Annotated in this window: 12 protein-coding genes and 1 tRNA gene; 7 read left to right on the top strand and 6 right to left on the bottom strand. The window is 27.2% G+C overall.

Annotated features, from left to right (window positions below; translation table 11 throughout):
• Nucleotides 1-4: 4 nt before the first annotated feature.
• Nucleotides 5-901, bottom strand: a complete 897-nt coding sequence (locus M9409_RS02605; protein WP_250226813.1) for a LysR family transcriptional regulator — start codon at nucleotides 899-901, stop codon at nucleotides 5-7.
• 439 nt (nucleotides 902-1340) lie between these two features.
• On the opposite strand from M9409_RS02605, the gene M9409_RS02600 reads away from it, so the two are divergent.
• From M9409_RS02600 to M9409_RS02585, 4 genes are all read left to right on the top strand, one after another.
• A tRNA-Leu gene (locus M9409_RS02600) sits at nucleotides 1341-1423 on the top strand.
• Between the two features lie 299 nt (nucleotides 1424-1722).
• The gene (locus tag M9409_RS02595) at nucleotides 1723-1860 is read left to right on the top strand and encodes a hypothetical protein (RefSeq protein WP_250226812.1); all 138 of its coding nucleotides are present in this window, start codon (nucleotides 1723-1725) and stop codon (nucleotides 1858-1860) included.
• A 20-nt stretch (nucleotides 1861-1880) separates the two neighbouring features.
• Nucleotides 1881-2525, top strand: a complete 645-nt coding sequence (locus M9409_RS02590) for a metal ABC transporter ATP-binding protein (protein WP_250226811.1) — start codon at nucleotides 1881-1883, stop codon at nucleotides 2523-2525.
• A 99-nt stretch (nucleotides 2526-2624) separates the two neighbouring features.
• Nucleotides 2625-3497 (top strand): metal ABC transporter permease, encoded by an 873-nt coding sequence (locus M9409_RS02585; protein WP_250226810.1) that lies wholly within the window; start codon nucleotides 2625-2627, stop codon nucleotides 3495-3497.
• Nucleotides 3498-4031: 534 nt separating this feature from the next.
• On the opposite strand, the gene lptB is transcribed toward M9409_RS02585, so the two are convergent.
• Genes lptB through lptC form a run of 3 tightly spaced genes read right to left on the bottom strand, consistent with a single transcriptional unit; the run spans nucleotide 4032 to nucleotide 5892 of the window.
• A complete protein-coding gene (gene lptB, locus M9409_RS02580) occupies nucleotides 4032-4757 on the bottom strand; it encodes an LPS export ABC transporter ATP-binding protein (protein ID WP_250226809.1) in 726 nt (241 codons plus the stop codon).
• 45 nt (nucleotides 4758-4802) lie between these two features.
• Nucleotides 4803-5279: a lipopolysaccharide transport periplasmic protein LptA gene (gene lptA, locus M9409_RS02575; protein ID WP_250226808.1), complete on the bottom strand. Its 477-nt coding sequence runs from the start codon at nucleotides 5277-5279 to the stop codon at nucleotides 4803-4805.
• A 10-nt stretch (nucleotides 5280-5289) separates the two neighbouring features.
• Nucleotides 5290-5892 carry an LPS export ABC transporter periplasmic protein LptC gene (gene lptC / locus M9409_RS02570; RefSeq protein WP_250226807.1) on the bottom strand — a complete coding sequence of 201 codons (603 nt, stop codon included), beginning with the start codon at nucleotides 5890-5892 and terminating at the stop codon, nucleotides 5290-5292.
• 2572 nt (nucleotides 5893-8464) lie between these two features.
• On the opposite strand from lptC, the gene M9409_RS02565 reads away from it, so the two are divergent.
• Both M9409_RS02565 and murA read left to right on the top strand, forming a co-directional pair.
• On the top strand, nucleotides 8465-8722 hold the full coding sequence (locus tag M9409_RS02565; RefSeq protein WP_250226806.1) for a BolA family protein: 258 nt from the start codon (nucleotides 8465-8467) through the stop codon (nucleotides 8720-8722).
• 63 nt (nucleotides 8723-8785) lie between these two features.
• Entirely contained in the window at nucleotides 8786-10045 is a 1260-nt protein-coding gene (gene murA, locus M9409_RS02560; protein ID WP_250227208.1) for a UDP-N-acetylglucosamine 1-carboxyvinyltransferase, read from the top strand.
• A 195-nt stretch (nucleotides 10046-10240) separates the two neighbouring features.
• On the opposite strand, the gene M9409_RS02555 is transcribed toward murA, so the two are convergent.
• Nucleotides 10241-11614, bottom strand: a complete 1374-nt coding sequence (locus tag M9409_RS02555) for a Do family serine endopeptidase (RefSeq protein ID WP_250226805.1) — start codon at nucleotides 11612-11614, stop codon at nucleotides 10241-10243.
• A 233-nt stretch (nucleotides 11615-11847) separates the two neighbouring features.
• The gene (locus M9409_RS02550) at nucleotides 11848-12240 is read right to left on the bottom strand and encodes a Z-ring associated ZapG family protein (protein WP_250226804.1); all 393 of its coding nucleotides are present in this window, start codon (nucleotides 12238-12240) and stop codon (nucleotides 11848-11850) included.
• Nucleotides 12241-12775: 535 nt separating this feature from the next.
• Here M9409_RS02550 and rplM point away from each other — a divergent pair.
• Nucleotides 12776-13204, top strand: coding sequence for a 50S ribosomal protein L13 (gene rplM, locus M9409_RS02545; RefSeq protein ID WP_250226803.1), 429 nt, complete (start codon nucleotides 12776-12778; stop codon nucleotides 13202-13204).
• Nucleotides 13205-13217 lie beyond the last annotated feature (13 nt).

The following is a 13217-nucleotide window of genomic DNA, read 5'->3' as shown; positions in this document are numbered from 1 at the left end:
TATATTATATTTTGGTTAAAAATATGTTTTTAGTAAATTCTCTCAGCCATTTATGAGCAGAAGAGTGGTTATGTTTAGAATGCCATGCTTGAATAATACTTTTTTTGCCTAAATTAAAATCAGTATTAAAATATGTTACTGGTATATTCAATGTCTGTATCATTGTTAATGTAAATTCTGGTATTATCGCTAATGCATCCGAATTAATTATAGCGTTTACAGTGGTAATATATCCAGGAGTAATACCAATTAAATTACGTTCTGACCAAAAATATCTACTATATTCATCGGCATTGGTTAAATGTTCATGTTTGGTTTTGATGAATTGATATTTTAACAAATTATCCATATTTTTAGGTTGAGATAAAATAGGATGATGATTCCGACATATCATATAACATTTGGATACGTAGATAGTTCGAATAGTTATTTCGGGATTAAGTGCACGTATTTCTCCTATATATAAATCTATGGTGTGGTTGCGCAAAAAATTATCATCGTAATCTGAATCATTTACTAAATGAATGAATACATTGGGAGCTTCATTTTGTATTTTTTGAAATAAGATAGTATTCAGGATAAAAAGAATAGCATTATTTGATGCAATAGTAAATGATATAGTAGTAGTTGTAGGCTCAAATACTATGTTGCTGTTGAATATTGACTCAATACGATTAACTAATTCTTTAATATTTTCCTTTAGAGAAATTGCTTTAGGTGTAGGGATTAATTTAGTTCCACTACGAACTAAAATTTGATCATTAAATAAAATACGTATTTTATTGAGGGATTTACTAATAGCTGGAGCAGTAACATTTAATTTTTTTGCTGCTAAGTTTACGCTATTATTTTCTAGTAGTGCATTAAGAATTACTAGTAAATTGAAATCAAAATTATTCATATAATAAATTTTCATGTAATATTTATGTTACATTGTATTATAATGTATAAATATACAATAGTAAAATATATTAAATGTACTTAATCATAATGTGATTATACACTTGTATAGTGTGAAAATCATAAGTGGTGGTGTAGTTGATGTAAATAAAAGTTTTTGATGCATTGTTATTGTAATAACACGTCACATAATACATGTGTATTTGGTAATTCTTTATATTATCAAAAATGAAATATTTAATAGATGGTTTTCGAATTTTTTAATATTTTGAATTATATTTCATGAAGAATTATATTATATTTACAATTTTAATACTTAAGTTGAATGATTGTGGAACAATTGATTTTGTATATTGAATTATCTTTCAAAATTTGATAGACTTTTTGAGGTTGTGTAGTCTTCTTACATAAGGTGGATTTACTAGATATGTTCAGATTTTGCCGAAGTGGCGAAATAGGGAGACGCAATTGACTCAAAATCAATCACCTTAATGGCGTGCCGGTTCGAGTCCGGCCTTCGGCAGTTTTATATCAGGTAATTATAAGAAAATAATTTAAGATTAATAATCTGAATTTGGTTTTGAAGATATACAAATAGATGTGGTGTTATGACAAACAAATTTCATCTATTTATTAATTAAGTACTACATTATTATGTAGTGACTGAATTTGTTGGAGTAAAAAATATTTAAATGTTTATGTCGATCCGTTAAAATGTCAGGGTTTATGTCTTTAAATTTTTTTCTTTTTTCAAGAAGGTTGTTGTTTTTCCTTAATAATTTTGTTATGTTATAACATAACAAAATTATTAAGGAAACCCCATTGGCATTTCATTTGAAACAACGTTTGTCAATTACTATGAAAATATTTCTTGCTTCAGGGTTACTTCGTATGCTCATAGTACTATTTATATTGTTATGTTCATGGGTTGCTATTTTTTGGTCTTCTTTGCTACCGTAATAATACAAACACTTAAAACTATGATAACATTACATAATTTAATAGCAGGTTATTATGGGCGTAATGTTAGTCCATCTGTAAGTGGCCAGATTAAGTATGGTAGTATGATTGCTATTGTAGGACCTAATGGAATAGGTAAATCTACTTTATTAAAAACTTTAGCTGGATTATTGCCTCCGGTGTCCGGTCGATTAGAATTTGGAAAAAAAGGTAAACCTCGTATGGGGTATTTGCCTCAGAATAGAACTATAGATCACCATTTTCCATTAACTGTATTCGACGTAGTATCTATGGGTTGTTGGCCGAGAGTAAATTTATTAAAAAGACTTAACCGATATCAAATCGCAGTAATCTGGCGTTCTTTAGATCAAGTGAAATTGTTAGATGTATTAAATCAATATATAGAAACCTTATCGGGCGGACAAGTGCAACGCATGTTATTTGCTAGAATATTGGCTCAGAAGGCATCGTTGATTTTACTTGATGAGCCATTTCAGGGTATTGATATGAATACTTGCAAGATAATGATACGCGCTGTAAATCTTCTGTGTAGACGAGGATGTACTGTGATTGCTGCATTACATAATAATGAATTCGTTACTGAATATTTTCCTAATATATTATCGTTAACTCGCTTCCGTAGTGTTTGGAATCCGTCCATATAAATGTTAAAAACTTTAAATTTTAAGATATTTTTGATTGTTTTATATGTACTTCCGTATACATACATAAAGTTGCTTGTAGTAAATCAAAGGGTTGTATGAATGATCATTCACATATTATTTGATCCTTTTATTAACTGTGGATATATGCGCAGAGCTATAGTTGCTTGTTGTATATTGTCTATTAGTATCACGCCAATAGGTAATTTTTTGATGTTGAGACGTATGAGTCTAGTAGGAGATGTGTTATCTCATGCTATATTACCAGGTGTGGCGATAGGGTATTTTTTTTCAGGTATGTCATTTATGATAATGAGTATAGGGGGATTTATTTCTGGTTTAATGGTCGCAATATTGTCTAATTGGATTAGTGAAAAAACATTGTTGAAACAAGATGCTAGTTTTGCTGGACTTTATCTTGGATCTTTAGCATTTGGAGTTATATTAATGTCGTTACATGGTCCTAATATAGATTTGTTGGATTTGTTATTTGGTGGATCTATTTTATCTGTAAATTTATTAAATTTAGGATGTATTGGGATCATTAGTACTATAACTTTACTTACTGTCGCATTATTTTATAGAGCTTTGATTATTGAAATATTTGATCCAAATTTTTTAAGAAACAATAACATTGAAGTATCGAGATGTATTCAAATATTTTTTTTGTCAATAGTCATGTTGAACTTAGTAGCAAGTTTTCAAGTCACTGGTACCTTGATGTCTGTTGGTTTAATGATGTTGCCTGGACTATCAGCTCGATGTTGGGTTAAAAGTTTAATACATATGTTGCTCTTATCAGTATTTGTTGCTTTTTTGTGTTCGTGGATAGGGTTGCTTGGATCATTTTACATGTTTTTACCTGCAGGCCCTACTATAGTATTATGTGGTAGTGTAATTTTTTTAATTTCGGTGTTATTTGGTAGAAATAAAGGTATTGTATTTTCTGTATATAACAAAAAACAAAATTTATGATTATTATCATTATTTGTTTGATTAGAGTATTTTTTGTGATGTATACAGATAAATTTAGTATTCTAATGCTATAATTTTATGTATAAGTAATTAATTTATTAACATAGTACATACTATGTAGAAGTATGGATTAATATTAATTTAAGTATATTATTACTAATAATAGCGATATATTTTCATTGTATTTAAACAGACAAATGGAAGATCTAAGAAAACTTAAATCTTTATTTAACGGGGCTTATAATAACAGGAACAATAATTGGTTTGAACTGATTGTTAAAATAGATAATATTTGTGTTACGAAGTTTATTTTGGTTTTTAAATTATTCAGTTAGTGTGTTTATTTTTTTACGATGTAGTACACAAAGTATTTTTTATTAGTAATTTTATATTTATTTTGATGTAATTTGTTAAATTTTATTGTTTATAGATCGATTGAAAATAATGTTTGAATATTGATAGTTTACACAAATTGATTTTTTTAAAATTATTTTATTTTCATTATTCCATATAACACATGATATGTGTCATGTGTTATATTTTAAATATATCTCCTAAGTATACTTTTTGTACGTGTTCATTACTTAATATTTCCTTAGGGGATCCATGGGCAATTGATTTTCCTTGATTAACTATATATGCTCGTTCACATATACGTAATGTTTCTCGTACATTATGATCGGTTATTAATACTCCCAGTTTTCTGGCTTGAAGTTGTTTAATAATTTTTTGTATATCTATTATTGAAATTGGATCTACTCCAGAAAAAGGTTCGTCGAGTAATATAAATTTAGGATTAGCAGCTAATGCTCTTGCAATTTCTACACGTTTTCGTTCACCGCCAGACAACGTGTGCCCGATGTTATTTTTTAAATGACTGATATGAAAGTTATTCATTAATTCTGTAATAAGTTTATCACGTTTTTTTTTATTAAGATCATGTTGCGTTTGCAATATAGCCATTAGATTATCAAATACAGTTAATCGACGAAAAATGGAGCTTTCTTGAGGCAAATAACCTATTCCTAATCGAGCTCTAAGGTAGATTGGTAACATACTAATATCTTTGTTACCAAGTAAAATACTACCGGAATTATGTTGAATAATTCCTAATATCATATAGAATGTTGTAGTTTTTCCCGAGCCATTTGGACCTAATAATCCAACAATTTCTCCAGAAGTTACATATAAGCTTACATTTTTAACTACATGTCGTCCTTTATAAATTTTGGATAGATTTTTTATAGTCAGTGTTGTCATGAAATTAAAATATAACTAATGATGTAATGTATGTTAAATATATTTTTAAATGGATTTTTTTGATAAAGTTGTTATAACTTTATTGCCTTGGTTGGAAGTGGCTTTTATTTTTTTATTTTTTATTGAGTATGTAATCTTATCACTTTGTATAGAATTTTCTGATTGTTTTATATAAGCATTACCAATAAGAATAACGGTATTATTGTTGGTATTGTACTGTATTATTGATGATTGAGCAAATACCACATTCTTCGTTTTTTGAGTTTGATTTAAAGTAACAGGGTTTCCATGCGCTTCTATCATGGACAGGTGATGTGTATCTTCTACATGAGAGATTAATATCTTATCTGCATAAAGATTAATATCTTTATACTTCAACGTCACTTGACCTGTAAAAACTATTGTATTAGTTAACATATTGATTGATTGACATTCAGAACAAATTTGAAGTATTTGTGATTTTTTATCTTCTACAGCATAAGAGTGAGCAAATATTAAAAATGTATTGATACAAGTAATCATTATTTTATATTTATCGTATATGTTGGATTTCATAACAGGTTTGTGCATTATCAATTAATTTTGCTGTTTGTGTATGTAAATTAGCATACATTTTCATCCCTACAGAATAAAAATAATGACCATGTATAATTACTGTTTCATTTGAAATAATGTCTTGAGTTATTAAGTTAATTGTTGCTTGATTTGTAATAATGGACTGAAAGCATGTGTTATTTATTAAATTATTGATATGTACATATCCGTATAAGTGTAATGTTTGTTCAGAATTCAATTTGGCTTGGTTTGCTATGATTTTCCACGTTGGAATATTTTTGTTGTTGAAAGATGTGATGCTAGGATACATGAACCAAGTAATTTTTTGATTTGAAAAATGTTGAATGCAATGTGCCGTCAATTTAAATTGCAGTTGTCCTGTTTTATTGTATATGTTCACGATGATATCGTTGCCTTGATGAGTACATATGTTATGATCAGATAACAGGTGTAATGATGTATTCAACATGATTGATGTTTTTTTCATGATAAAAAACGTAAAAATTATGATTAATATCAATAAAATTAAAATAAAAATATATTTTTTATTTTTTTTTGGTGACTGTGATGTATAAAACATTATATAGGATCTCATATTTAATTAATGATTATAACTTAATATTTTTTTTATTTTTTAGATGATAAAAGATATTATTAGATAGGTAATATGAATTTAATATTATTACGATTGTTTTCTTTTAATTGTTGTTTCGATGAAATACGCATTTAAATAATCAGTTATTTAATATGAAACAATATAAAAATATTTTAGAATTATCCTTTAAAAAAATAATATGTAACAAAGATTATTTGAATATATGAATTATAAATTATGTATTTTGCAGTGATATATTTCTGAAGAATATTACGTTTTTTAAGTCTTCATCTATAAGAAGATTTAGGTATCTTTTTAAGTTTGTGTAAATAGTGTGCATTGTATATGAATATGTTCGAGATGAATAGTTATTATGTTAATTAATGGATTGTAATTTAAATCACGCATACTACTGTTGATGCGCATATATATTTTCAGTAACTAATAGTAATCAAATAAAATATATGAATTTTTTTTTAAAATATATTTGTTAATGAAAATCATAACTTATATTTTTAGTTTTTATATAGCAAATAGATTCTTAAGTTTTGCGATATTGTTAAAGAAGTATTATATTTAATGATACTATTTTTATTTAAAATATCTTCTATTTTTAATAGAAAGATTAAAGAGTAATTTTTATTATAAAAAAATTATATTATTTAGGTGAAAAACGTGAATAATAAAGAATATTTTTATATTAAAGTACACGAACTCATAATAATTTATTTATTATCATTAATTAATAATTGTTTATGTTAATAATTTTTTTATTTATATTATTAATATGGTCGATTATAGTATCTGTAATCATTTATAAATTTTTGATATTTCAGTAAAAGTATTTAAATAATTTATGTTTTATAATGTATTTCTATGAAATAGACGTGTATAAATTTTAATTTTTGTTTTATAGAAAAAAATTATTTTCAAAATTAAATTATTGTTGATGATAACTGCATAATTGGGTTTTAGAATATAAACAATAAAAAGAATAGATTATTAATAATAGATGGAATGATTTGACAGTTTCATTATAGATGGAAACATCAGCATCATGTGATTTGTAAAAATAATCATTTGTTTAGAATGTATTTAAACAATAATTATCGTTATGGTTTTTAAAAATCAAAAAATAAGTTAATCTTTAGTAAAATTAAAGAATTGGAAATGGGAAGGCATTTGCATTTTTATTAGAAAATTTTCATGTAAGGTGTGTTTAAATATGAGATATAAATGTGTATATATGTTATGTAATTAGATTATTTAAATAAATTATTTAGTTGAAAAATCATTCAATAATGATTAATAATGATGATTAAATGATTATTTTAAATTTTTTAAGGCTATTGTTATTTTGATAATATTAATAATTGAAGATACCCATATCTTACAGTAATTAAAGATATTACATCAGTATGATTAGATATTTCGGGAAATTATTTAATTATGGTTGTCGATTGATATATAGCAGTGTGTTTAAAAATTAGGTAAAAATACTATTTATTTGACGTTCGTGTAGTTTATTCATCATGATATTTAATATGGATTTTTAGTATCAAAATATGAGTATTATTGTATGATAAAAGTCATTAAAGTGAGTCGATGTTATTTAAATCAGTAATAAATAACACCGATCTAGATTAGATAATATTAGTAACAATATCAATTAAAATTTTTATTATTTTAAGATTTAGCATCGAAAAACATAAGAATATTTTTGATTTCTAAATACAATTACAAATAAGATAGATTGGTGTATTGCTAATGACTAACAAATAATTTAGTTATACAGGTGTTGTTGATTATTCATGTGTAATATTGCTAAGGGTGTGGATATTTTGAGTTAGTTAAATTATTTTACGAATTTTATGAATAATCAATTTTTATATCATTATAAATGATGTGTAATTTTTCTGATGAAAAGGATTATCACTGATTCAATGTGTTTAGATATATGTTTTGTGAAGGATTTTATTATGATTGAATTAACAATTTGAAATAATATCTTTTAGCATAAAAATTATCGATCGACAGATATGATGTCTATCCTATAAAAGGTATTTATTAATAGTGTTTATTCTTGAAAATACATTATATCCTATTTTTTTATATTTAAATTAAATTGAGTAGCATTACATAATAACGTCTTGGATATGAGATGTTTAATAATGAATTTTATTTATAGATTAAAGAATATTGTTATAATGTTTTTATTTGTATTGAAGAATACTTAAATAGTAATTACAGAAAATATTTTAATTAATAATGGAAATCATTGATATTAATTAATTATCTTGTAATATTTTATATTATATATTGTATATTTTATATTGCGATTTGTTTTTTAGAAAAAGTTCAATAACAATGAATATTGTTATACTTACTGTAACAGAAAGTAAGTGATTCGTCATGCAAATGCAAATGAAATATTAGATTAAATTGATATTTTGATATAAAACAACAGTAGAATAATAATTGTATAGTCATAAAAAATATGAGAACATAATTCTGCATTTTTCTAATACTATATATGATTATTTAAATGGTGATAGTTATGCGTGCGGATGAAGTCAAAAGTATTTTATTAAAAAATTTGTCATTAGATGAAGCATATGTTTCTCTGTGTGATAATAATTATCAAATTATCGCCGTAAGTCATGTTTTTTATGATGATATGGATGAGTTAGAACGGCATAAAATCATATATGCTCCTCTTATGAAGTATATTTTAAATAATAAAATTCATTCAATATCTATTCAAGCATTCAATCCTAAGGAATGGAATAAGAAACGTCGATTATGCGGTACGTGAACGTGAATCAGTTTTTAATTAATGTTAAATTAATATAATATATCATGATATTAGGCTATGACAATGGATAGATTTTATATTCATGGTCCTACTCCTTTAAGTGGTGAAGTGAGTATATCAGGTGCTAAAAATTCTGCATTGCCAATTTTGTTTGCTACATTGTTGACTGAAGAACCAGTAGAAATTTTTAATGTACCTAAGTTAAAAGATATTGATGTTACTATAAAATTGTTAACACAACTTGGAGCAAAAGTGGATCATTGCGATGTAGTCTTTGTAGATACTAGTAGTGTTAATACGTACTGCGCATCTTATGATTTGTCTAAATCTATGCGCGCTTCTATTTGGGCATTAGGACCATTAGTAGCACGGTTTGGAGAAGGTAAAATTTGGCTGCCTGGGGGATGTTCAATTGGGAAAAGATTAGTGGATTTACATGTCAACGGTTTAGAGAAATTGGGAGCGACAATTATTTTAGAAGAAGAATATGTTACAGCTTCTGTGAATGGACGGTTACACGGTGCTCATATTATCATGGATAAAATCAGTGTTGGAGCTACGGTTACTATAATGAGTGCTGCTGCATTAGCAGAGGGGATTACTGTCATTGATAATGCTGCTCGCGAACCAGAGATTGTTGATACTGCTAATTTTCTTATTATGTTAGGAACTAATATTAATGGAGCTGGAAGCAACAGAATTACTATCGAAGGGGCTCAAAAATTAGGCGGAGGGAAGTATTCAATTATGCCCGATCGTATTGAAACTGGTACCTATTTAGTTGCAGCTGCTATTTCGCGTACAAATGTAGTTTGTTTAGGATCTCGTCCGGATACCTTACGTTTTGTGATAAAAAAATTACGTGAATCTGGAGCTGATATTGATATTGGAAAAGATTGGATCGGTTTGAATATGCATGGGAAAAGACCCAAAGCTATTACTGTATGTACTAAACCATATCCAGGATTTCCTACTGATATGCAAGCACAGTTTACTTTATTAAATATAGTTTCTGAAGGAACGGGAAAAATTGTAGAAACTATATTTGAAAATAGGTTTATGCACGTACCAGAACTTGTTCGTATGGGAGCTCGTGTTAAAATATCAAATAATATGATTGTGTGTCACGGTGTTGATTCATTAATCGGTGCTCAAGTTATGGCCACGGACTTACGGGCTTCTGCAAGTTTAGTATTAGCTGGTTGTATTGCTGAAGGGTTGACAATAGTGGATTGTGTATATCATATTGATCGTGGATATGATCATATTGAAAAAAAGTTAAAACATATGGGAGCTCATATTGAACGAGTTACTAATAAATAACTGTTTTATTGAGTGTAGCAATTTTAAATTGCGTTTTTTGAGTGATCTTCTTGTTGAAATATATGTTTTTATGTTATTTAATTATATTAAATAATTAGAGTTTATATGGGAATCTTTGTTAAAATTATTTAATGGTATATAATATAGGTTAATTAATTATTTATTAGTTGTGTTGTTGTTTAAAGTAGATTAAACTTAACGAAGTAGTAAAAATATACTTGTATCTCCACGCATAATATTCAGCGCTATAACTGATGGTTTTTCGTTTAAAATTTTACGTAATTGAGATAAATTGTGTACTTTCGTGCGATTTAATCCGACGATTAAGTCGCCTTTTTGAAGACCAATAGAGTAAGCTGGAGAATCTTTTACTATATCTTCAACTCGTACTCCTTTTGTTCCATCTTTTGAAGATCCATTGCTTAGAGAAGCCCCTTGTAATGCTGGAGTTAACATTTCTTCGCTGGTACTTACAGAAGTGCTATCATCTAATAGCACTGATACTGTTTGTATTTTCCCATCTCGTAACAATCCTAGTTTTATAATTTTACCTGGAGTAGTAGTACCAATTTTCACCCTTAATTCTGCAAAATTTTTTATTGGTTTTCCTTCTATGGATACAATAATATCTCCTGCTTTAATATTTGCTTTGGAGGCTGCAGTTCCCGGTAGAACTTCGCTAACAAATGCTCCACGTTGTGCGTCGATATTAAGTGCTTTAGCGATATCGGCAGTTAATTCTGTACCTTTTATTCCTAATTGTCCTCGTTTTACTTCTCCAAATTCGATTAATTGTTGACTTAAATTTTTCACGATGTTGCTAGGAATAGCGAAACCAATACCAATATTTCCTCCCCCAGGCGCTAAAATAGCAGTATTAATTCCAATTAATTCTCCATGTAAGTTCACTAGAGCTCCTCCAGAATTTCCTCTATTTATAGAGGCATCAGTTTGTATAAAGTTTTCTAATCCTTCAAGGTTTAAACCACTCCTTCCTAATGCTGATATAATTCCAGAAGTTGCTGTTTGACCTAATCCAAAAGGATTACCAATCGCAACAGCAAAATCACCAACTTTTAAAATATCAGAATCAGCTATTTTTATTTCAGAGAGATTTTTAAATTTTAATAATTGAAGCAATGCTAAGTCAGTTTGTTCATCATGTCCTACCAATTTGGCATTAAACTCTCGACCATCGTTAAGTTGTATTTTAATTTTATCTGCACCGTTGACAACATGGTTATTGGTGATAATGTATCCTTTGTTAGCGTTAATAATTACTCCTGATCCTAGTCCTTCGAATGGTCTAGATCCAAAATTTCCTCCAGGGATATCTGGTCCAAAAAAATATTTAAATTCTTTAGGTAATGTCAGCCTCCTTGCAGGTTGAATGCCTTCTACATGCACACTTACTACTGCTGGCAGCACTGTATCTAACATGGGCGCTAAACTCGGAAAGCATTCCGACATTTCTGTAGAAAATGTTGTATGATTTATAGAAGACCCAGCATATGACATTCCCAATGTAAATAATATACTCAATATGTTCAGGAAATGTGTTATCTTCATAGGTAATTAATTAAGTTAGTTATATTGTAATCAAGAAATAGTATTGTTTAAATATTCATAAATTTTAACAACTAAAAATCCAAGCTCCAATTTTATTATTCTAGGTAATAACTTTTAATTGTCTAGAATAGATTTAGGTGGATGATGAGTTACTATATTACACATGCTGTATATAGTATATGACGTCAAATAGCTTATGTAGAATAATGAAAGTTGCCTTATATTGTTTAATATCATGATTTTTTTATAGTATCTTCTACATTACTGGAATAATCTAGTGGTGCTTCTACTATTGGTAATTGTTCGTTTTTTATGGTTGTTTTTTTTATATTAAACGCGTGTATATTATCTTGTATATGTGTATTTGGTAAAAAAAAATTAGCACTTTTTTTAACGCTATGGTATAAATGACGATAATCATCTGCCATTTTGTTTAGTAATTCTATAGTATAAACAAAGTGATTACTTAGTTCTTTTTGGTATTCATTCAGTTTAATTTTTTTATCCTGTAGTTCGTTATATAAAGTTTTTTGATCATGTAGTAAATAGCGTGCTTTGTAATACATTATGGATCCCCCTATAATTATTCCAATTATTAAACTTATGAATATACACATCCATATCATAATAACACCCCTAAATTTATTTTATTTAATGTGTTTGTTTTCGTATGTTAATTGATTTAATACATAATTTTGCATATGTTTATGTTATCGTATAATATATTCAAAGTTAATAATCCCAATTATCGATTATCTAATATATACGTGATTTAGTAGAATTTTATTCTACTTAGTTTTCTTTATCAATAAATATTCATACAGAATGTTATAAAGTAAGTAGATAGGTATCTATTTGAGTATTTATTTTGAAATAAATATTAGAGTGATTCTAGAAATAGAATGATGATACAATATATCTTATCACATCAACTAATTTACTTTTAGTTAATCTATAATATATGGATTGAGACATTGTTTGAAGTAGTACCAATTTATACTGTTTTATAGGTTCAAAAGGTATTATGATATAACAATTTTAATGTTCAATGGTAGTATATATGCTGATATTAATCAAGTATCTTATTTGGCATATTGAATTCATTATTTTATGTTTAGTTAATATGGTTAAATTTTTTATATTGAGTGAGGTTTTATGTTGATGAAAACTTTTATGGCAAAATCACATTTAATTAGACGAAAATGGCATATTATTGATGCTAAGAATAAAATACTTGGTCGTTTATCTACTGTAATCACTAGATATTTAATTGGTAAGCATAAAATAGAATATACTCCTCATATCGATACCGGAGATTACGTTATTGTTGTAAATGCAAAAGAGGTGTCTGTAAGTGGGCATAAACGTGATGATAAAATATACTATCATCATACGGGATATATTGGAGGTATTAAGCAATTGAATTTTAAAGGAATGATAAATAGATACCCTGAAAAGATAATTGAAATTTCAGTAAAAGGTATGTTACCGAAAGGTCCTTTGGGTCGTATGATGTACTCTAGACTTAGAGTGTATTCGGGCAATGCGCATGTGCATGCTGCTCAAGAACCTCAATTTATAGATTGTTAATAATGAGAAATAA

The organism is Blochmannia endosymbiont of Camponotus sp. C-046 (genome assembly GCF_023585865.1).
Classification (GTDB): Bacteria; Pseudomonadota; Gammaproteobacteria; order Enterobacterales; family Enterobacteriaceae; genus Blochmanniella.
This window is presented reverse-complemented; position numbering and strand designations above follow the sequence as displayed.